The following is a 21341-nucleotide window of genomic DNA, read 5'->3' as shown; positions in this document are numbered from 1 at the left end:
ATGATTGTAACCAACTATAATCTGTTACTTTAAAGCCTATTTATAAATAAGCTTTAAAGTAAATCTTTTAAATAAGCTCTATTACTACATGATTCGGTATGTGAATTTGATGATAGTAATTCGATTTAATTTACTTATTCATTAAATGAGAAAGTAAATATCGCCTAAACCTTACCTAGGAAAAATAGCCTTTTTTACGGCGCATAGGCCTAGTTATTTTAGGGCGGCTGAAAGGTACTGCATATTTCGTATATACCGCACTCCGAACGGCGTCTAATGCATGATTATAGGCATCAATTGGGGTATTAGTTGCAACTCCACCAGCCATGATCCATTGATAGTTGCGCACTTCTCGACGAAGGTTTAAGCTCCGTTTAGTATAATGTACTTGATACTCCTTTAACTTTTGAATTCCTGCATTAATCGACCCTTGTCCTTTCGTACAGGCCTTGATATTCAAACCTTTGTATTGATTGTTTCCTCTTCTGATTTCTTCAATACTTTTGGGTTCGGCATTATCTGCTATTATTTCTTCATAAGACGAAACCTTAGCTAAATGCGCTCGTTGTATTATATCGGGATTGGTTAAACCTGTTTCATAGATTAACTCATCTAAATACATATTTTTCCCTGATAGCCCAATTCGAATAAGAGTGGTTGGATCATTTGAGTAACCAAAGTCCATTCCTAAAAACTGAACATTGCAATCTGGAAATGTATCTACTTCTACCCAATCTGAAAATACTAATGCTTCGGTTGAGGGCTTGGGGTCTTGCTGATATAAGCTATTAAATGTTAGTCCACTATTATGCTGGATAGAATGTAAGCGTTCCAATGAATGGCGTTCTGGCCATAAGGCAGAGCCTACTGGGCGTAAATCATATGGTACTTGGTCTGCTGTTTTGATCGCTGGAAAGATGATGACATCCCAGCCCTTAGGATTTTCTTCGGAACGATATCCGTCACGTTCTAGAAAACGGCCAGCCGGATCATCCTCATCCCAACGGGTTGTAACGTACAGAATCTGACTGTCGTTATGAAAGCGAGTTTCAACAACATCTACAATCCAATTCCAAGTATTCTCCCGAATTGTTAAGGATTGGGCTTCTAAACGGTCTTTTATTAAATCGTCAAGAATTGCTATATCAACTGAATCACCTGTTAAGGGGCCTTGTCTACCAACAGATTTTAAAGAGCCTCTATAGCCTACTAGTTCAAATTGTTCAGTAGTTCTTGCAACTGCCTCATCTTTGGCCGTTCCCAATCGTATATTTGGGAAAAGCATTTGATAGCGAGATGAAGTTAATCGCTGCTGTATTTCTCTGTTAAACTTCTTTGCTTTGGATGCTGCATAACTCAATACGGCAATGCGCAGGTTAGGATTCAGCCCAAATAGGTAAGGCGGAAAACAGCGCGTAGCAATTTCACTCTTACCATTCTGAGGAGGCATAAACACCATTAATTTGTTGACCTCTCCTTTGGCAAATGCTTGCATCTTATGGCAGATTACCAAATGGAACCAAGTCATCTGATAGTCAGAATTAATATATTGTACAAAGTGGCTAAAGTCACGTCTGGCTAACTCTCTTCGTACCTGCTCTAGGCGGATTTGGTCAGGGGTTATCATGGTTTTGTCTGGCTTTGAATTGTAGTTCAGTTAAGAGTTGATTCAAATGCTCATTGCTGAGATTACTAAGTTCATTTGATTCAATCTTACCTAAATAATTAATTGTCTGCTGATCACGCCATTTAGTCGGTTGACGGTTCTTGAGCCAGTTTAGAGCAGCTCCTGTATCAGGGGGGATAAGCTTGGTTATCTCCTTAACGACTTTCATCTCATCGTCAACTAACTCACGGATCACCTCAGTATAATTCATGCCTGTAGCACGTTTATATAATCCTTCCGCAACGTTGGCATCGGCTATTTTTTTTCCTTCTTGGACTGCCTGCAAAAAATCAGGATGTTGGTGTCTCCAATTGTCAATGGTTCGAATTGATACGCCAAAAGCTGTGGCTAATTCCTCATCAGTGGCTCCTTCAAGTAAACAGAATTTACGAGCTTGTTCGGCGTATTCAGATTTGTATTTAGTTGGAGCACCTCGTTTTTTATGGTTCATTTTAATTTGTTATTTTAGATAAACAATCGCACGACTGTCACCAGTAATTTTAAAAATATTTAGTGACATGTAAGTGATTGATTATGAGTGTATAATGATTGAAAATATTGTCACCAATCATGACTTGCAAAAGTTTATACTGTAAGATTATGTAGTTCAAAATATTTATTATCAATATTCCCTCTTTTATACATTTTATTATTTTAAGTAATGACAATGGTGACACTTAAGTAATGTATTGATAATCAACTTAAGGCTTGTCACCAATTAACTTTTTTTAGAGTGACTTTTGGGTGACATTAGTGACAGTACTTTCAAGTAATACCACATCGTACCCCCATGCCCGTTTGCTATGGTCTATCCGCTTTTGTTTACGTGTAAATCCACACGCGTTTAATTCACGTCCCATCTTACGATCATCAAGTCTACGATTATTAAGTTTTAATTCTAGCTTTGCCAAGATATCCATCGTGCTCATAAATTGAACTTGCTCACCACCATTACCAGTCGGAACCTGTAAGTATTGCTCAATAAGTTGTCGCTCAACAGACTTATTTTGAAACTCTTCTGTTTGACTTCCTAACAAAATCCTTTCCTCTTTGGTGAGAGTAGATTGTTCACCTGCATGATAAGCGTGATAGGCTTCCATAATCAAATCAATCTTATCAATGGAATTGTAGGCTTCATGATTTATCGACAAAACATTGATTGGAATTATTCGGCGATTGTACTCCGGTTCGCAGATTATACCTTTATGATTGCTAGTCGCACAAAGAACAGCTAATCGAGGTAACTTAACTGATTTCTTAGCATAGACTTCTCGAACATTGAAATATTGCTTGGAGGTAATGGCTTTGAAATGCTCCATATCCTTCGTGTCTCGCCCTTTGAATTCATCATTAATAGCAAGAATATGCTTGCACATATCAATATATTCATCTTTATCGGCAGACCATTTTGAATCGTAAGCATAAGCTTGCCATTCTTCAGGAAGGAGGTATCTAAAAAACCACGTTTTACCGATACCATCACCACCAGTAAGCACAAGTACTAAGTCACAAGGTTTACCGTAGATTGAACCAATCAATCCAATAAGCCATTTGCGGAGGAAACGGTAGACATGCGTAGATTCAAAATCACTACTCCCCAAACCAGTGTCTGAGGCAATCGTGTTAGCCAAAGCCTGAATATTGCCAGTTTGCCCACGCTGTTTATAGCGTTTAAAAAATGAAGTAAACGGATTAAAAGACTCACAGACAACTCTACTATGAATGATCCTATACATATCATCGAAGCGTACACTATCTCCTAATGCACGCTTAATATTAAAGTACATTGCATTGTAGTGATAGTCTTCAAGCGGATTGCCATTATCATCCTCAAAGTCACGTTTTACTTCGTTGTAACGTATTGAATAATTCATTTTCAAAAAATCTGCTATCTGATCAAACAGAGTTTCTTGAATATCAAAAGATTCATTACTCGCATAAACTTGCTCAATAATAGGTTTTGCGAATTCCTCAGTAGAGCCCATTAATTCTATGGCAGTCTTCAAGCAGCTTTCAATAGTCACTTTGTTACGCTTTGAAGCAACAGCTTTACCTACAATTTCTCTGGTTTCAGGGGTCATTATATCAATCCCTGCTAGTTTGCAATAGTAATAAAATGTACCAATTGTGATTTTTTGCGGCTGAGTCTTGACTAGGTAATTAAACTTCTTTTCAACTTCAACCGAGTTGTAGTCATCATTATGCTGGCTTATTTGCTGAAATAAATCCAATGCATTTACTCCATACTGACTTATTAATGACCAACAGACTCTATACCAAGCATTATAATCAGGCGCAATATCTATGGCACGTTGATTGATTTGGTCAACTATATATTGAATATTCTTTTCAGTATGAACGAAGCCTTCTTTCTTTGGCTGATTCTTTTCCTTACGTGGGTACTTGTTAAATAATTTCGCTTGGTAATTAATATACGTATCAGGATCATAGGAAACGAATCTCAGTCGACAAATATCCTTTACTGATTCATCCCATCCAGTTATTAGTCCATACGTATCGGTTAGGTATATACGTATGCCTTCAAAAGATTCTAACCAACGATCTGGCGAGATTTGAAAGATGACACAAAGACCGTCACCGCCTATGGAACGAAATACAGCCAAGACATATGGGTCTGATTTAAGGATGTTAATAACTCCCTCTGACTCGGGTCCAAGATGATCCAGATCAATGGCCATTAGTCCTGAAAAATCTCTAATGGACTTTGTGTTACGCTGATTAAATGTACCCGCTAATGTTACTGCTGGAGCAGTTTTTTTTAATTGATTGTATTTCTCCTTGTTATACTTGGCAGCCCGTACGCGTTCAACTTCCTTTCTCCATCGGCCAATCGCAACGCCTTCAAGGAAGTTTGTTATGGTTATTTCGTCATAAGATTCTTTCTGATAAGCATTTTTATAAAGGCTTATCACCCGATTTGCAATTTTTGCGTTCATGGCTTGTAAAGATTTAGCCCAACCCATGTGCTTTTGTTCTATCGATAAGACCTATTCGGCACAGTGTGGGTGATGAAATTTATCGTCTACCCTTTTTCTTACGGCGATGGCTATATGGTGCTGGTCGTAAATCGGCACGGATAGAGGTTGAATTGATTTTTATTGTAGTGTTTTTCGCTGCCTTATCCATTTTGACAAAAAGAATGGCAGCTAACTCGCGCTGTTTGTCCGTTATTGGCAGATTCTTTGCTATAGTTACAAGTAACTCCGCTAGCGCGAACGTATCATTTTCAGAGAATGACATGTTCAATGTAATCAGTTGGTGATGTAATTGGCTCATGCTATTCCTTCTCTTTTTGGTGAACGTTTGCCAAGCTGAGTCTTCATTTGCAATTCGGCAGCTTGATTAATCTTAGTTAAATCAAGGGTTGGTCGGGTTTGTCCTTGCAACCAGCCTAAAACGGCAGCTTTATCATAAAGAACACGTTTGCCAAATTTGACAACACCAGGAATTTCACCTGCCGCTGACTTTATTCGTAAAGTACTCGGTGGTACTCCAGCACAGGTAGCTACAAGCCAGTTGAAATCACCGTAAGGTTCAACATCAGGTGAAATAGTATGAGATGTAGTATAAATTTTTTGAATAGCCTCTTGGAGACACTGGGCTATTATTGGTCGGAAGAATTCCGTTAGAGCAATGTTTATTTCTGTTTCAAGTTTCATTTTACAGAAGATATTTTCGTTCTGTAAAAATCATTATTTAAAACTTTGATATTTTCTTATTATTCTTATTATTATATTTCGCGATTAAAGAGGTTGAAAATGAGTGTTTTAGGGTGTGTTTTTATTGGTAATATTAAATTAATTATTCCTTATTATTCCGCCAATTTCTAATAATATCTTGAATTCTCTTTCTTGTATGTTCGAGGGTACCTTTGCCATACTCACGTCTAAAGTCATGCACTAATGCATCAATCGCTTTCGTTTCTGTAAAACCGCGTTTTAGATAAGTTTCGTACTTCTCGATTACCTGCTTGTGTTTATCCCTTGCAACTGTATTAATACGCTTTTGTTGTTTGCCTGTATTTTTTGTTGATTGATGAATATGTTGCTCTAAAAAAAGTTTGTATTCTATCTTGCTCCAAATGGCAAGTAAATATTTTAAATGAGTTCGGGTAACAAATACTCCCCAGTTTATTGATGCTACTCCTTTAATTTCTCGCTCAATTCTCCCAATGGTTTTGCTGACCTGTTTCTCATAATATTCTTCTTGTCCGTATTCTTTTATTGGTATTAATTTACATATCTCTTCAGGACGTTCATATTCTGGTTTGCTTTGTAAAAATTTACCAATCAATTCAAATCTATCTTCTATATCGCAAATGACTTGATTGAGTTCATATTGGATATATTCTATTGTCTGAGGTTGTTTGCGATAATTTAAAACCAATTCATCTATTGGGATGATATTAATGCCAAAAAGAATAGATTTATAATTCTTACTCCACTCATAAAAATAAGCCTTTATAATTATACCCCTCTCTCGTTCTATGTTGGTATAATATGGAGACCAATTTTTAGGCTGCGGTATTTCTTCACCATTATTGCCTATGTATCGTTGACCATCATAGTTATAGTAAGGATGTTTGAAAACCGAATAATGACCATTTAAACTTAACTCAAACCCCATTGCCTTTGTCATTTTCAGAAAGTATTCAAAGCGTTCGTCAGTATCCACTACTGTTTTCATATAAGCTGTGAATTGGTCAACTATTTCATACCTATAAGCATGGTTATTTAGTAGTTGGTCATCATTGTAGGCTGGTTCTGTCATGGCTTTCAATGCATCATTCTATTAAATTGTATTACAAATTTTCAAAGGCAGCATCAACTATATTGGAGTCAAATTCTGATAAATATATCTGAGTCGTCCTTTCATCACTATGTCCCATTGCTTCGCTGATTATACCAGTAGCAACCCCTGAATGCTTTAAGGCTGTAGCAAAGCTATGACGAGCCACATATGTTGTTAAATTAGTTTCGATTCCAATACTAACAGCTATCGTTTTTAGGTCAATATTAACTTGTCCCATAATCTTACTACAACGATTTTTCCGCTGGCTTGGTGTTTTGTGAATAGAAGTATTAAGGATAGGAAATATATAATCCGATTGATAAATATTATCTGTTCGGTAATGATCAAGAATTGCTAAGCTTTGCGGCATAAGTCGAATTGAGAATTTACCACCTGTCTTTTGACGTATATAAGTTAGGCGTAGTTTATTATCCAAATCAGTACTAATATTTGACCAGCGCAGGGCAGCCATATCAACGAAATTAATGCCGCCACAGTAATAAGAGAAAAGGAATAAGTCTTTGGCTAGTTGTAGCCGCTCTTGTGTATTACGTAATGTACTATACTTCTCGGTGTTCTTCGGAGGCTGATAAGATTCTATTTTACGGATATCGGTTTTACTAATTGCACGTTTGACTGTCTTTGTATTGAACTTGCCAATTTGAAATTTGTGTTTTTCGGCGGTATTACGGGCAAAAGGGTAGGAGGTGGGCTTAGCATAGCCGTTAGCAATAGCTTTATTAAGAACAGCTCTAAGTGTGCGAAACCGGACTGATAAAGTGTTTTCAGATACTCCCTCACTTCTCATTTTGATCTCCCATTGATTGCAAAACTTAACAGAAACCGCATCAAATGATATATCTTGTCCTCTGCCAATATGTCGAAGTAAAGCGTTGTGAACATCCCTATAAACTCGCTTGTTGCCAATATTGCCAGTGCTATCAAACTGATTGATTAAATCATTAAAATATTCTAATAACCTGAAACGACGCAAATCATTACGCTCATCTGCAACTTTATGAACAATACTACTTGCATCATGTCGAGTATCATTTATAGCAAGTTCTTCGGCGGCATCATTAAACCTATCCTTCCATGCTTCTAAGCTCTTCTCGAGTGCTTTACGTTTTTCAATCGGATAGCTTTGGCGAATTTCGTGCTTCTTAGAATTCCAGAACTGAGGATGTAAGCTTAAGCCAGTAGTGATGTGTTTACGAGTTCCCTCTTTATGAATACGAACTACAAATGGGTGTGTACCATCGGCCAATGTTTTAGATGTCCATAAAACGATCTTTACACTGGCCTTTTTTTCTCTAAGTCTTTTGATTTCTGCCATGTTTTTAGGCTTTAACAAATGCAAACCGGTTTGCACTGTGGTTTGCATTTGTTAAAGATACATCCAAAAATAATAGTAATCAACGAAAATTATTCTCTTACTAAATAGTTGATTTTCAGAGAAATAGAGTGTTGATCAAAAGCTATCAGATATTAGAGACTTATGCTTTGGGAGCAGGAGGTCGTAGGTTCGAATCCTGCCACCCCGACACTGAAAATCAAGAACTTAGCAGAAATGTTAAGTGCTTTTTTTGTTTTGGGTACAACGTTAGGTACAACAACTTTTAGCGGATCAATTCATAAAGTTGTGGAGGGCGTTGTATTTTTCTAGGTTTGTGGGATTAATCAGGATCAAGTGCAAAAGTTGTGGAGAGGGTTGTATTTTTCTAGGTTTGTGAATTGATCAAACCGATTCGTTTTGGAAAGTTTCTTGCCCACCATCACCGTCCAGGACTTCCCCATTCGTGGTCATCAGTTATTCATGCACATCAAACGCCGTCGCTGGCTCAATACCAAACGGGAAAAGTCGTTTATCGAGACTGGACGCAGGTAGCGGATGGAACGCGGATGACCAGTGAGTTTTCCGCTTTTTAAAACAAATCAGTCGATACCAACCCTACTAGCGTCCACTCAATTGGTGGTTTTTATGGGTTGATGGCCGAGCCTTATGGCGTCACTACCGGGATTGTCAAAGTGGCTTTTCTGATTGCTAAAAAATGTTTCCCTCAGGCTACCCAGGTGACTGATCGTTTCCACGCCCAACAATTGGCCTTAAACGCTGTTCAGGACATGCGCATCCAGTATCGCTGGCAAGCCCTGAAGGCCGAAAATCAGGCCATTGACCAAGCGAAGCTCAAGCAGATGGACTATCAACCCGATATTCTTACCAATGGCTATACGCTCAAACAGCTGCTGGCTCGCAGCCGGTATGTGCTCTATAAAAAATCCACCGATTGGAGCCAAAGTCAGCAAGAACGAGCTGGCCTGCTTTTCGAGCGATATCCTGATTTAAAGAAGGCCTATGAATTGAGTCAAACGCTGAGCTGTATCTTCCAGAATACGACCGACAAACTCTACGGCTTCGGGCGGTTGGCTAAATGGCATGAAAAAGTTCGCTAAACGGGTTTCAAAAGCTTTAATACGGTAGCCGATCCATCCCGAATCACTACGAAACTATTTTCAACTATTTTGACAATCGGAGCACCAATGCCTTTGCCGAGTCGTTCAATGGCAAGATCAAGGCGTTTCGAAGTCAGTTTCGCAGGATTCGGAAGGTGGAGTTTTTCCTATATTGGCTGACTCAGCCATATACTTGATCCTTTTTCTTCGTCAGTTGACATTAATTCCAACTTAGTTTTTTCCATTAGTCGATTGTGAAGGTCCGTTTGTATGTTAAAAAGACTTAAAATGCTGACAGCATTTCCAACTACCTGAATTAGTTAAGAATCTCAGATGTAAACTAAGCTGGTTTTTGATGCGCAGTTATCTACTCTTGCTTTGCCTGGGTATCCCTTTTTTGGGGAAGGCTCAGAATTTGGTCATTGCTAAACAACAATATCCTTCATCAAAGGGAGTCATAACAGTGGGGTTACACATCGGTCAGGAGAATACCTCTACGGCTAACTTTTTTTCGCCCCAAATTCAATATTTCCTTGCCGACAGATGGTCAGTTTCTGTGGTTGGTCGGTATCAGAAAGAGCGTTCAAACCAAAAACTCTCTTATCTGGGGGCTGGCGGATCTGTTCGGTATTATTTTATAAAAGCAGATAAGTACGCGCTGTTCGGTCAGGCAGAGGGACTATGCGGAAAAAATCATCATGGGAATGGACAGCCCGCCAGTGTAGAATCCTCTCAAAAAACGCTACGTAATACCAACTGGCAAACCAATACCAGTATTGGTATTCAATATCAGCTTAGAAAACGACTGACAGTTGAAGCTATAGCCGGAAAGAACTGGTTCCCTTCGTCATATCCTAATCTCTGGCAGACCAGTGTCGGTATTCAATATCAGCTAAAAAAGTAATTGAAAACAGGGTTCACTCAATCCTGAATTCGGGGCAGTGTCCAGTTCTTCCGAATGGCGAGCAATCGGATTGATGTGATTAATCCTGCTGATACAACAACATTTAGGGTTGAGTCCATTCCTAACGTTCTATCTAATTGATAAAGCAAGGCGCCAGCCAGACAAGGCGTAACGTAAAGCTGTCTGTCTAATATAAGCGGTAAATCATTTACCAAGGTATCACGTATCACTCCGCCAAAAAGAGCTGTGATGATGCCAAGTAGAATGGAGGCCCATTCGTTTACGCCCGCTAATAGCGCTTTTTGTAGGCCCAAAATGGTGAAAAGCCCGATCCCGATGGTGTCAAAGATCAATAAAGTACGTTTGAGAGTACTACGCCACCATTTACGGCAGAAAACAGCAATCAGAACACTACCGATAATAACAATCAGATAATTGGGGTCTCGTATCCAGGCGATAGGATAGGAGCCCATAATTACATCCCGAATTGTACCCCCACCTACTGCTGTTAGAAAGCCAATAAAAAATAAAGCGATTATATCGTGATACATTTTTTTACTAAGCGCAGAAAGTGCCCCTGAGATCGCAAAGACACTTGTACCCACTAAATCAATTATGTACCAAATAACCATATATATGGATGAGACTAATTAAACGCCAACCTGATCTAATAAAATAGAAAACGACTTTATCGGCTAGTAAATGAACAATTTGCCCCCTTTTAGGGTCAGTAGTCCGGCTGTAAAGGCTGTCACAAAGTTCCACAACATCTCTATATTTACCTAATTGCCGATACGTACTGGCCGAATTATCGGAGTGCATAAAACTCTAAAACATGAATAAGTTAAACAAACAGATAGCCATAGTGACGGGTGGCGCAGGGGGAATGGGAGCGCTATTGCTGAACGGTTTGCCCGGGAAGGAGCTCAGGTTGCTATCTGGGATGTCGATGCTGAGGCAACTCAACGTACTGCTGAGGAATTAAGTGAAAAAGGATTCTCTGTAATGGGCATGGCTGGCATCGACATTACGAAAACCGATGCAATTCAGCAGGCTGTGGATTCAGTTGTCAGTCGTTTCGGGAGCATACATATACTGGTTAACAATGCTGGTATTACACAAGATGCAACCCTACGCAAACTGGATGCCAGACAATGGCAACGAGTGCTTGATGTAAACCTAACAGGGGCACTTAACTGTACACAGGCCGTAATGGAAACTATGATTGGCCAACAATATGGGCGAATTATTAATATGGCCTCGTCGGTAGGTATCCATGGCAATTTTGGCCAGACCAACTACGTAGCAACAAAGGCCGGGCTGATTGGTATGACTAAAGTATGGGGGCGCGAGCTGGGGAAATATGGCATTACAGTTAATGCTATTGCGCCCGGGGCTATTCAAACTTCCATGTTTGAGGCAGTACCCGATTCGCTGAAACAAATGATTCAGCAACGTATTGCGGTAGGTCGCCTGGGCCAACCAGAAGATATTGCTAACGTAGCACTTTTTTTGTCTTCTAGTGAATCCTCATTTATTACCGGCCAGACGCTGGAAGTTGACGGAGGACTTTACCTTGGTTAATTTCTTCGTATAAAGAATTTTTTTAGTAACAAGGGTATTCCTATATCGTTACGTACGTCTGTAACCATAAGCCCTTCATACTAAACCAACGTAGTGAACTTTCACTAAACATTTATCATAGCCTCATTTTTATAAATCGTTTGTGTCGTAAACCTTCGTAGATAGTAGGATTAAAGCGGAAAAGTATATTTATTCATGATAATAATGATAATTATCATGAAAATTGGTATACGAATCTTAACAGCTATTATCGTCTTCCTAAGAACTGTTTGTCTAATTGGATTAATTCTGGCATTTCTACCGGTTGAACCAAAGACTAAACATATCGGAATTTCTCCTGAAAAAGCGGCCAGTTTAAGACAGAATTTTACAGGGCCCCATCAGTTGTTTACTACGTCGGATGGGGAAACACTTTTTCTGAGAAGATGGAATCCCGATAGTATTATCTCATCAAAAAAAGACATTGCTGTGTTGATTTTTCACGGCATCACCGCCTATAGTGGGCCATATGATATGGCGGGTAAACCCCTGGCGGCCGGAGGTTATACAACATTTGGGTTAGATTATAGAGGGCATGGTTTATCGGGAGGCAATCGGGGAGATAGTCCAGGCAAAGACAGATGGATTGCTGATTTAGTAGAATCAGTACGCTACATCAAAAAGCTTGGCTTTCCCAAAGTGGTTATTCTAGGGCATAGTTTAGGCGTAGCGTCTGCAATCTGTGTCGCCGATGCTATTCCCAATGAAATTTCTGGATTAGTCTTACTTTCGGGGGCTTATGAGGGCAGAAAGGGCGTAGCAGCACAGCCTACATTTTTTGATAAAGCAAGGATTTTCGCCAGTTCTATTTTCCGTCCATCGCATCAGGCGGCTGAATATTATCGGGAAGGGATGACCGTGACTAAAGATTCTCTGTTCAATTTCAGGTATACCCTTCGGTTTTTGACCATGTTGAATGTTAAGGAACTTCGGCTGCCTACTACGTTAAATAGTCCGGTTTTGGTAGGAATGGGCGATAAGGATGAATTATTTTCTCTCGATAAAGCACATGAGTTTTACAATCTTGTACCGGGCAATCAGAAAGAATTTTTAGTCATGAAAAATACGACGCATGCGAAAATTCCGGTAGAAAGCTGGAATCAGGTGGTTGCTTGGTTAGACAAAACTTTACTGGAATAGATAAATTCAATCTCTTGGAATCTACAACCGCGCTTCGCCAGTCCTGGTATGTTATTGGGATACTCACTCTGGCTTATGTTTCATCGTTCATTGACCGCCAGATTCTTTCGTTGCTAGTTGAGCCCATTAAACGGGATTTACAGGTTTCAGACACCCAAATTAGCCTGTTAATGGGACTCTCATTTGGTATATTTTATACCCTTTTGGGAATTCCTCTTGCCCGGTTGGCCGATCTGCGCAGTCGAAAACAAATTGTAGCCTGGGGTATTGGCCTTTGGTCGCTCATGACGGCTGTTTGTGGTATGGCTGGTAATTTTACCCAACTGTTTTTTGCTCGTATGGGCGTGGGTGTAGGCGAAGCCACTCTTTCTCCGGCAGCCTATTCGATGATTGCCGACCTTTTCCCAAAAAGTAAACTGGCTATGGCGAATAGCGTTTACAATATGGGCATTTTCATTGGCTCAGGTTTGGCCTTCTTAATTGGTGGTCTTGTCATAAATCTAGTTAAAGTACAAACGATGTGGCACATCCCACTGATCGGAGACGTGTTTCCGTGGCAGGTGGTTTTCTTTGTTGTAGGACTTCCCGGCCTGTTAATTGTTTTTCTGATTTCAAGAATAAAAGAGCCGATTCGTAAAGGAGGGGAAGGAGATAAGGCGACGTTGACCCAAACCTGGATTTTTATGCTGAAAAACGCAAAGACCTATATGGCGATAAATCTGGGACTTGGCTTTTTAACGCTGGTAAACTATGCCAATTCAGCCTGGATACCCTCTTTTTTCGTCAGAACGTATGGCTGGTCTGCATCAAAATCAGGGTCTGTTTTCGGAATTTTGATTTTCATATTAGGCCCATTAGGATTATGGTTTGGTGGAAAATTAGCCGATAACCTGATAAAGAAAGGCTATCAGGATGGCCGATTGCGAGCCTGTGTTTATCTAATTGGAGCATTTTCACTAACTGGTTGGGTATTCCCACTTATGTCTGAGGGTATTTGGGCTGCGTGTGCTATTATACCAGTCGCTTTCTTTTCATCTTCTCCGCTTGGCGCGGGTACCGCAGCCATTGCTGCAGTAACACCTAACCGGATGCGTGCTATGGCTTCTGCTGTTTATTTGTTCATAGTCAATATTTTAGGTTTGGTTTTTGGCCCCCTTTCAGTTGCTTTATTAACGGATAAATACTTTCAGGATACCACGATGATACGTTATTCTATTTTGATCGTGACGATTCTCGGAACGCTTCTAGGAGTATTTTTTATGTATTTATCACTGAAACCCTACCGACAGATGGTTGATAAGGCACAAAATTAATCTTCGATAGAGTGCCAGAGAGACACACATGCTACGTTCGGCATAGGAGCCAATAGGCCATTTAACTCATCGTCAACGCTAATGTGTAATAATGTTGTTGCCTATCAGTGATAGTCACTACGTAGTATAAATGAAATATAAACACGCAGAATGACGCTACGTGTTGTAATTTTAGGCGTGATAATTGAAAAAGAATGGATGAAGGGTAGAACAGAATCGCAATACTAAATCTATTTTAAGCTAGCTAGTACCTTACCAACAGAAGAAAGGCCCAAGTTTAATTACCTCATGTTTCTAGAAAAAATTAAATCTGCAGAATCAGGCGTATTACTTTACGGAATCACTCCACCCAAAGCTGGCACTTCTCCTGAACGTGTTGCCGAGATTGCCCAAAAAACAATGGAGCGACTAATGGGATTGGATATTGATGCACTTGTAGTCTATGACGTACAGGATGAGTCTGCGCGGACAACGGCCGAAAGACCTTTCCCGTTTGTTAATGCACTCGATCCATTTGTTTTTTCCTCCAACTATCTGAATACGTTACCTTTTTCCAAAATAATCTACCGGCCTGCTGGTAAATTTTCAAGTGAGGAACTAACTGATTGGCTTGAAAATCTACACCAACACAATTCATTTCCAGTTTTTGTGGGTGTACCGGCTCCCGATTTTCCGGTAAAAACTAGCCTTCCCGAAGCATATCAGCTATGGCGCCAGTATCAGGATTCATCGGCTATTGGGGCAGTAACTATTCCTGAAAGACATTACGTATTGAAGGATGAGGACGTCAGAATGCTGGATAAGATGAACTGTGGGGTGAGTTACTTTATTTCACAGTGTATTTTCAATCTTGATTACGCCAGAAAGTTAATCGAGGATATAGGGAAGACGTGCAAGGAGCAGAACATAAAACCTCCGACAATTATATTCACTATAACCGCCTGCGGGTCAGAAAAGACGCTTCATTTTATGGAGTGGTTGGGTATTCATGTTCCGGATGAGCTAAAAGATGAGCTAAAAAAATCGGACGACATTCTGGAGAAATCAGTAAAGTTATGCCTCGACATTGCGTCGGAACTAACCACATTTTGTACCGAACATGCTATTCCGTTCGGCTTTAATATTGAAAGTGTAGCTATTCGGAAAGCTGAGATTGAGGCTTCTATTTATATGGCGTCTGAAATAGGACTGATGTTGGAACGTAGAGGAATTAGGAAGGCGCCGAAAGCTCATGACACCACAAACGACAACCAAAGTACGGTCCAGTACGTAGCGTAGGCAAATAGGGAAATCTGGTTATAAGGTCATAAGTACGTAGCAATTTGCTCTACCTTATTTTGAAGACTTCTAATACGTAGTGGGCAAGAGCAAAATAAGTTATATACCACAGGGCTTACGTCCGTCAATCTACGGCTTTGTCATTGAGCATCCATAAAGTTGGTATGGTTTTTCCACCTTTCTCAATTTCCCAAAACGTTCTTAGATTAATTGTTTAGGTTTGTAAATTTGCATAATTTATCAAAACTTCTTGAACGAAAGGTTCAATTTATGAGCAGATATAGTGAGTATCAAAAACAGATTATAGAAAGAGAAGCTCAGGGGCTTCATCCATTACCGATTGACGGTGCTGAATTGATGGACGAGGTCATTGCACAAATTAAATATGCAAACCATGAGTACCGAGAGGATTCACTCAAGTTCTTTATTTATAATGTACTACCGGGAACCACCAGTGCCGCTCGTGTAAAGGCGAAGTTTTTGAAGGAAATTATTCTTGGAGAGTTTGCCGTAAATGAAATTTCGCCTGCCTTTGCTTTTGAACAATTGTCTCACATGAAGGGCGGACCTTCTGTTGAGGTATTGTTAGATTTAGCATTGGGTGATGATGAAACAATCGCAAAAAATGCCGCAGAGGTCTTAAAAACTCAAGTTTTTCTCTACGAAGCTGATACCGATCGTTTGGCGAAAGCGTATAACAGTGGTAACCCAATCGCTAAAGATATTCTTGAAAGTTATGCTCAGGCGGAGTTCTATACTAAGTTGCCAGATATTCCTGAAGAGATTGAATTAGTAACGTTCGTTGCTGGTATTGGCGATATTTCGACAGACTTACTTTCGCCGGGAAGTGATGCGCATTCCAGATCAGACCGTGAACTTCATGGCCAGTGTATGTTTGAACACAATAAAGTTCAACAAGCTGCACTAAAGGAACTTAAAGAAAAACATCCTGATAAACGGGTCATGTTGGTTGCTGAAAAAGGCACTATGGGGGTAGGTTCTTCGCGGATGTCAGGCGTGAATAACGTAGCACTGTGGATTGGTAAACAAGCCAGTCCGTTTGTGCCATTCGTTAACATTGCTCCAGTGGTGGCCGGAACAAACGGGATTTCTCCTATCTTTCTAACAACCGTTGGCGTAACGGGGGGAATTGGATTAGATCTTAAAAACTGGGTTAAAAAGTTCGATGAAAACGGTAAGCTGGTAGTTGATGCTGACGGTCAGCCCATTTTAGAACAATCCTACTCGGTAGATACTGGCACGGTTCTGACCGTCAATACAAAGACCAAAAAGCTGTACAAAGATGGACATGAGATAATGGATGTGGCTTCAGCATTCACTCCTCAGAAGATCGAATTCATGAAGGCTGGAGGGTCTTATTCCATCGAATTTGGTAAAAAACTACAGACGTTTGCCGCTCAAACCCTTGGCATTACGGCTCCAACTGTATTTGCCCCATCCAAAGAGATTTCGAATCCAGGACAAGGTCTTACTGCTGTCGAAAAAATATTCAATAGAAATGCGGTTGGAACCTCTGGTGCTACGTTACATGCAGGCTCTTATGTGCGTGTCAAGGTAAACATTGTTGGTTCTCAGGATACAACGGGATTGATGACGGCTCAGGAGTTGGAGTCGATGGCGGCAACGGTGATTTCGCCAATTGTAGATGCAGGCTATCAATCGGGTTGTCATACGGCATCGGTTTGGGATAGCAAATCGCAGCAGAATATTCCCAAGCTGATGCGATTTATGAATGACTTCGGTCTCATCACTGCTCGGGACCCCAAAGGAGCCTATCATTCGATGACCGATGTAATTCATAAGGTACTTAATGATATTACGGTTGATGATTGGGCGATTATTATTGGTGGTGACTCGCATACCCGGATGTCGAAAGGTGTTGCTTTTGGGGCAGACTCCGGCACAGTTGCGCTTGCGTTGGCCACGGGCGAAGCCTCTATGCCCATCCCTGAATCCGTAAAAGTGACGTTCAAAGGTAAAATGAATGATCACCTGGATTTCCGGGATGTGGTGCACGCTACTCAGTTACAGATGTTGAAGCAATTCAACGGAGAGAATGTATTTCAGGGAAGAGTGATTGAAGTACACATTGGTACGTTGCTTTCTGATCAGGCATTTACCTTCACCGATTGGACGGCTGAAATGAAAGCCAAAGCGTCGATCTGTATTTCTCAGCCTGATACCCTTATCGAATCCTTAGAGATCGCGAAAGATCGAATCAAGATCATGATCGAAAAGGGCATGGATAATGAGAAACAGGTACTTCAAGGCCTTATCGATAAAGCTAATAAACGGATCGATCAAATCAGATCGGGAGAAACGCCCCCATTAACCCCTGACGAGAACGCTAAATATTATGCAGAATTCGTAGTCGATTTGGATATCATTGATGAGCCAATGATTGCCGATCCAGACGTAAATAATGTGGATGCATCAAAACGGTATACGCATGATACTATCCGCGATCTTACGTATTATGGAGGTGAGAAGCATGTTGATCTCGGTTTTGTTGGCTCCTGTATGGTGCATAAAGGAGATATCAAGATCGTTTCCAAAATGCTGAAAAACCTGGAAGATCACTATGGGAAAGTTGAGTTTCAGGCTCCTTTAGTCGTGGCAGCCCCAACCTACAACATCATTGCTGAACTCAAAGAAGAAGGGGATTGGGATGTACTGCAAAAATATTCAGGATTTGAATTCGATGATGCGGCTCCTAAAACTACTGCTCGCACAGCGTATGAAAACATCTTGTATCTGGAGCGGCCCGGTTGTAATCTGTGCATGGGTAATCAGGAAAAGGCAGAGAAAGGCGATACTGTGATGGCTACCTCTACTCGTCTGTTTCAGGGACGGGTGGTGAAAGATTCAGACCGCAAGAAAGGAGAGTCATTATTGGCGTCTACCCCAGTGGTTGTCCTTTCTGCCATTCTGGGTAGAACCCCTACCATTGATGAATATAAAGTTGCGGTAAAAGGTATTAAGCTAACTCAGTTTTCACCGCCTATTCAAAAAATGACGACTCCAGCAACAGCTCATCAGGTTTCCTTTTAGATTTCTTAAATAGCTATCAACCTATAAAATGATCTAGTTTTAAAGGTTGATAGCTTAATTAGGCCATATATTGGGCTATTGTCATAAAAAAGGGTTGCACTATTTCTGTGTAACCCTTTTTTATGGTATGATCTCGAAGCGATTCAAACGTTTGACCGTCTTTTGAGCTTAACGTAAATTCGGGACTATATTCGGCTTGATTTGACAAAGGAACAGGGCTTGGTTTCATAAAAATGGGATGCCACCAAAACTGCCAAAGTATGGATCAACGCATTCAACGCAGACCGGTGTCAAGTGTGATCAACATCCTGCACACTCGTGTAAGACCTGTTTTCAATGCCAATAGATAAGATAGGCGAAACTATTACCGTAGCTTATTGGAAATACCGCTTAAAGCCGACCTTTTTCGAATGGATTGTCCATACCATGCGGCTTGAAACATCGGTAATCAATCATAATTGGTCACTAGGGACTTGGTTGTTAAGGCAATCTTTTCGTAAATGATTGTCATTACGAGCCTTCTGAATCAGCGGATTGCGCAGGCACCACGGAGTACCGTTATACTTCTTCATCAATAGTATCTTATCCATTACTCTGAACCGGGCGCCTTAATGTTCCAGATTTTACGTATAGAAGAACAGAGTGAATCCGGATACCTTAAGAAAAATTAATTTTATCCTAAGCTGGTCGTTTTAGTATTTTATTAAATCGCTACAAAACTCTCCGAATGATTTTAGGCATGAGATATCGTTCACTTTGTACCGAACAGCGTTTCCGGCACGAAATTGGGGAAGAGCCGGAATAACAAAGCTAATTTTACCACCACATGACCTACAGCTTCATCTGGACTATAACTTTTTTGTCGATTGCGGGGGTTATCCTCCGCCCCTTTAAAACCCCCGAATTCATTTGGCCCATTGGGGGAGCAGTTTTGTTGCTTGCTCTTGGTTTGATTACTCCTACCGAAAGCCTGTCGGGGATTGCCAAAGGATTGGACGTTTATCTATTCCTAACGGGCATGATGCTCCTAGCCGAAACCGCTCGGGAAGAAAAGCTATTTGACTGGCTGGCAGCTCATGCAACTGTTCGGGCTACTGGCTCGGCCGGTCGATTATTTGGGCTGATTTATTTGGTGGGTGTAGTTGTAACGACTTTTTTGTCGAATGATGCTACGGCTGTGGTGCTCACTCCGGCGGTGGCGGCCGCAGTGAAAACGGCAAGGGTTAAAAATCCGTTGCCCTATCTGTTTATCTGTGCGTTCATTGCAAATGCCTCCTCTTTTGTTCTGCCTATCTCCAACCCCGCTAACCTGGTTATTTACGGCGCCCATATGCCTCCTTTACTGGTCTGGCTTGGTCACTATACATTGCCCTCCTTTATCTCGATTGTCACTACGTATCTAGTCTTACGCTTTTCCCAACGCGACGCGCTACGTGAGTCTGTTGCCCAAGATATTACGGTGCCAATGCTTTCATCAGGTGGACAATTGGCCATTTTCGGTATTGCTGCCACGGCACTCATCCTGTTGGGGGCGTCGGCACTTGATGAACCTTTAGGACTGCCCACTGCCATTACCGGTATTATCACTTCGGCATTGGTACTACTTCGGGCTAAAAAACATCCCTGGGTCGTTATTAAAGGCGTTTCCTGGTCTGTGCTACCATTGGTGGCTGGGTTGTTTGTGCTGGTAGAAGCCCTAGCCAAGACGGGGGTGATTGAGGAACTGACCACACTGTTGCGGACAAATACAACCCGTTCGGTATCTGAAACAACCTGGTTTAGTGGCATCAGTGTAGCTATTGCCTGCAACTTGGTCAACAATTTGCCCGCAGGGTTAATTGCGGGCACTGTGGTTCAGGTGGGCCAGTTGCCCGAAGCGATTAAAAGCTCCATTCTGATTGGTATTGATTTAGGACCCAATCTATCCGTTACAGGCTCGCTGGCTACAATACTTTGGCTAGTGGCATTACGGCGGGAAGGACTTTCGGTGAGCGCCTGGACGTTTCTTAAACTGGGTGCTCTGGTGATGACGATTCCGCTACTCTGTACGCTGGGCACTATCTGGCTCTTCTATCACTATTTTTGATAGAATTTCTCTTAAGCTGAAACTTAAGAGAAATTAATTTTTTCCTCAGATTGCTCTTAGACGGATGCGGTAGGTTTGCCTTCGTAATTAATCAACTATGAATTATGAAACGCAACCATCAGCTATTATCTCTGCTAATCATTATTGGTGTGGCAGTCGCATTGACAACGCAAGCACAACCCTCACTAGGTCCCGGTCGTGGACCTGGCCCTGTTGCCTTTGCCGGTATCCGTCCACTACAAGTGCCCGGTATGGTTGCTCTGACAACTTTTTCCGGTACAGTTCAGCAGTTCACGGCCAATGACGAATCGGTTCTGGATGGATTTACCATCAACACGGGTTCGCAAACCGTCGCGGTTCGGTTTCCTGCTCACATGGGTCAGGCGATTCAGGCCGCTACCAAGGCGGGTAGTAAAGTAACCGTGACTGGTTCTTCTGACACAACACCCGAAGGGATAACTGTTTTTCGCCTGGCTAGTCTGACCAGCGGCAAAACCGTGTTAACAGAAACGCCACCCGCTGCTCCTGCGACCTTGCCCACCCCGACACCCACGAGTGTGAAAGGAAAAGTAGTAGACTATCAGCTAGATCGACAGGGACAGGTCAACGGCTTACGCCTGAGCGACCAGACGCTGGTACGGGTGCCTCCTCACGTAGCGACTCAGCTCGTTAGTGTAGCCCCCAAAGAAAGCACGATTTCGGTAGAGGGCTACGTTCATCCGATTGGTGAAGGCCAGGTTCGGCTCTCGAAACAGACCATTATCAATGCTACGCAGATCACCGTAAACGGCCAATCGTTTCTGGTTCGTTAAAGCGGATTCATTTTACAAAAACTCGTGATTTCGTTGTCATGGTTAATATGAGTCATTCGTCATGCCAGAATGATTCGTATTAACCATGAGTATATCCAGCACCACTAGTAGGTATTTTTCTCTACAGGAGAAGTAAGTAGCTGTGGAATGCGCGAAAGGCTGCTCCTTAAAAATCAGACAC

Annotated in this window: 17 protein-coding genes; 10 read left to right on the top strand and 7 right to left on the bottom strand. The window is 41.3% G+C overall.

Annotated features, from left to right (window positions below; translation table 11 throughout):
* Positions 1-175: 175 nt before the first annotated feature.
* The 6 genes from ACYVD4_RS17630 to ACYVD4_RS17605 form a co-directional block, all read right to left on the bottom strand.
* Entirely contained in the window at positions 176-1627 is a 1452-nt protein-coding gene (locus ACYVD4_RS17630) for a terminase large subunit (protein ID WP_460948051.1), read from the bottom strand.
* Positions 1614-2117: a helix-turn-helix domain-containing protein gene (locus ACYVD4_RS17625; protein WP_460948049.1), complete on the bottom strand. Its 504-nt coding sequence runs from the start codon at positions 2115-2117 to the stop codon at positions 1614-1616. Before ACYVD4_RS17625 ends, ACYVD4_RS17630 begins: the two co-directional genes overlap by 14 nt.
* Positions 2118-2394: 277 nt before the next feature.
* A complete protein-coding gene (locus ACYVD4_RS17620) occupies positions 2395-4623 on the bottom strand; it encodes a VapE domain-containing protein (protein WP_460948047.1) in 2229 nt (742 codons plus the stop codon).
* Positions 4624-4959: 336 nt separating this feature from the next.
* Positions 4960-5346 carry a helix-turn-helix transcriptional regulator gene (locus tag ACYVD4_RS17615; protein ID WP_460948045.1) on the bottom strand — a complete coding sequence of 129 codons (387 nt, stop codon included), beginning with the start codon at positions 5344-5346 and terminating at the stop codon, positions 4960-4962.
* Between the two features lie 142 nt (positions 5347-5488).
* The gene (locus ACYVD4_RS17610) at positions 5489-6457 is read right to left on the bottom strand and encodes a hypothetical protein (protein WP_460948043.1); all 969 of its coding nucleotides are present in this window, start codon (positions 6455-6457) and stop codon (positions 5489-5491) included.
* A gap of 31 nt (positions 6458-6488) precedes the next feature.
* Positions 6489-7862 (bottom strand): site-specific integrase, encoded by a 1374-nt coding sequence (locus ACYVD4_RS17605; RefSeq protein WP_460948041.1) that lies wholly within the window; start codon positions 7860-7862, stop codon positions 6489-6491.
* Between the two features lie 605 nt (positions 7863-8467).
* Between ACYVD4_RS17605 and ACYVD4_RS17600 the strand changes: the two genes are divergently transcribed.
* The 3 genes from ACYVD4_RS17600 to ACYVD4_RS17590 all read left to right on the top strand — a co-directional run bounded on the left by ACYVD4_RS17600 (position 8468) and on the right by ACYVD4_RS17590 (position 9836).
* Positions 8468-8932: a transposase gene (locus tag ACYVD4_RS17600; RefSeq protein WP_460948039.1), complete on the top strand. Its 465-nt coding sequence runs from the start codon at positions 8468-8470 to the stop codon at positions 8930-8932.
* Positions 8933-8967: 35 nt separating this feature from the next.
* Entirely contained in the window at positions 8968-9129 is a 162-nt protein-coding gene (locus ACYVD4_RS17595; protein ID WP_460948611.1) for a transposase, read from the top strand.
* Positions 9130-9395: 266 nt separating this feature from the next.
* On the top strand, positions 9396-9836 hold the full coding sequence (locus tag ACYVD4_RS17590; protein ID WP_460948037.1) for a porin family protein: 441 nt from the start codon (positions 9396-9398) through the stop codon (positions 9834-9836).
* 17 nt (positions 9837-9853) lie between these two features.
* Here ACYVD4_RS17590 and ACYVD4_RS17585 read toward each other — a convergent pair whose 3' ends face one another.
* Positions 9854-10468 carry a trimeric intracellular cation channel family protein gene (locus tag ACYVD4_RS17585; protein WP_460948035.1) on the bottom strand — a complete coding sequence of 205 codons (615 nt, stop codon included), beginning with the start codon at positions 10466-10468 and terminating at the stop codon, positions 9854-9856.
* 265 nt (positions 10469-10733) lie between these two features.
* Here ACYVD4_RS17585 and fabG point away from each other — a divergent pair, with 265 nt between their 5' ends.
* The 7 genes from fabG to ACYVD4_RS17550 all read left to right on the top strand — a co-directional run bounded on the left by fabG (position 10734) and on the right by ACYVD4_RS17550 (position 21160).
* Positions 10734-11420 (top strand): 3-oxoacyl-ACP reductase FabG, encoded by a 687-nt coding sequence (gene fabG / locus ACYVD4_RS17580; RefSeq protein ID WP_460948610.1) that lies wholly within the window; start codon positions 10734-10736, stop codon positions 11418-11420.
* 216 nt (positions 11421-11636) lie between these two features.
* On the top strand, positions 11637-12599 hold the full coding sequence (locus ACYVD4_RS17575; protein WP_460948033.1) for an alpha/beta hydrolase: 963 nt from the start codon (positions 11637-11639) through the stop codon (positions 12597-12599).
* Positions 12572-13912 (top strand): spinster family MFS transporter, encoded by a 1341-nt coding sequence (locus ACYVD4_RS17570; RefSeq protein ID WP_460948031.1) that lies wholly within the window; start codon positions 12572-12574, stop codon positions 13910-13912. The genes ACYVD4_RS17575 and ACYVD4_RS17570 overlap by 28 nt, the downstream gene beginning before the upstream one ends.
* 288 nt (positions 13913-14200) lie before the next feature.
* A complete protein-coding gene (locus ACYVD4_RS17565) occupies positions 14201-15190 on the top strand; it encodes a methylenetetrahydrofolate reductase (RefSeq protein WP_460948029.1) in 990 nt (329 codons plus the stop codon).
* Between the two features lie 270 nt (positions 15191-15460).
* Positions 15461-18262 (top strand): bifunctional aconitate hydratase 2/2-methylisocitrate dehydratase, encoded by a 2802-nt coding sequence (locus ACYVD4_RS17560; RefSeq protein WP_460948027.1) that lies wholly within the window; start codon positions 15461-15463, stop codon positions 18260-18262.
* A gap of 826 nt (positions 18263-19088) precedes the next feature.
* Positions 19089-20348, top strand: a complete 1260-nt coding sequence (locus ACYVD4_RS17555) for an arsenic transporter (protein WP_460948025.1) — start codon at positions 19089-19091, stop codon at positions 20346-20348.
* A gap of 104 nt (positions 20349-20452) precedes the next feature.
* Positions 20453-21160 (top strand): hypothetical protein, encoded by a 708-nt coding sequence (locus ACYVD4_RS17550; RefSeq protein WP_460948023.1) that lies wholly within the window; start codon positions 20453-20455, stop codon positions 21158-21160.
* Positions 21161-21341: the final 181 nt, after the last annotated feature.

The sequence above is a fragment of the Spirosoma daeguense genome (genome assembly GCF_054776875.1).
The sequence above is the reverse complement of the archived record's forward strand: the minus strand, read 5'-3'. Positions and strand labels throughout refer to the sequence as shown.

What these genes read in the sequence shown, in the direction of transcription:
- ACYVD4_RS17620 (WP_460948047.1), bottom strand. Translation starts at nt 4,623, where the DNA reads ATGAACGCAAAAATTGCAAATCGGGTGATAAGCCTTTATAAAAATGCT.
- ACYVD4_RS17625 (WP_460948049.1), bottom strand. Translation starts at nt 2,117, where the DNA reads ATGAACCATAAAAAACGAGGTGCTCCAACTAAATACAAATCTGAATAC.
- ACYVD4_RS17605 (WP_460948041.1), bottom strand. Translation starts at nt 7,862, where the DNA reads ATGCAAACCACAGTGCAAACCGGTTTGCATTTGTTAAAGCCTAAAAAC.
- ACYVD4_RS17585 (WP_460948035.1), bottom strand. Translation starts at nt 10,468, where the DNA reads ATGGTTATTTGGTACATAATTGATTTAGTGGGTACAAGTGTCTTTGCG.
- ACYVD4_RS17565 (WP_460948029.1), top strand. Translation starts at nt 14,201, where the DNA reads ATGTTTCTAGAAAAAATTAAATCTGCAGAATCAGGCGTATTACTTTAC.
- ACYVD4_RS17600 (WP_460948039.1), top strand. Translation starts at nt 8,468, where the DNA reads ATGGCCGAGCCTTATGGCGTCACTACCGGGATTGTCAAAGTGGCTTTT.
- ACYVD4_RS17630 (WP_460948051.1), bottom strand. Translation starts at nt 1,627, where the DNA reads ATGATAACCCCTGACCAAATCCGCCTAGAGCAGGTACGAAGAGAGTTA.
- ACYVD4_RS17615 (WP_460948045.1), bottom strand. Translation starts at nt 5,346, where the DNA reads ATGAAACTTGAAACAGAAATAAACATTGCTCTAACGGAATTCTTCCGA.
- ACYVD4_RS17555 (WP_460948025.1), top strand. Translation starts at nt 19,089, where the DNA reads ATGACCTACAGCTTCATCTGGACTATAACTTTTTTGTCGATTGCGGGG.
- ACYVD4_RS17610 (WP_460948043.1), bottom strand. Translation starts at nt 6,457, where the DNA reads ATGACAGAACCAGCCTACAATGATGACCAACTACTAAATAACCATGCT.
- ACYVD4_RS17575 (WP_460948033.1), top strand. Translation starts at nt 11,637, where the DNA reads ATGAAAATTGGTATACGAATCTTAACAGCTATTATCGTCTTCCTAAGA.
- ACYVD4_RS17560 (WP_460948027.1), top strand. Translation starts at nt 15,461, where the DNA reads ATGAGCAGATATAGTGAGTATCAAAAACAGATTATAGAAAGAGAAGCT.
- ACYVD4_RS17550 (WP_460948023.1), top strand. Translation starts at nt 20,453, where the DNA reads ATGAAACGCAACCATCAGCTATTATCTCTGCTAATCATTATTGGTGTG.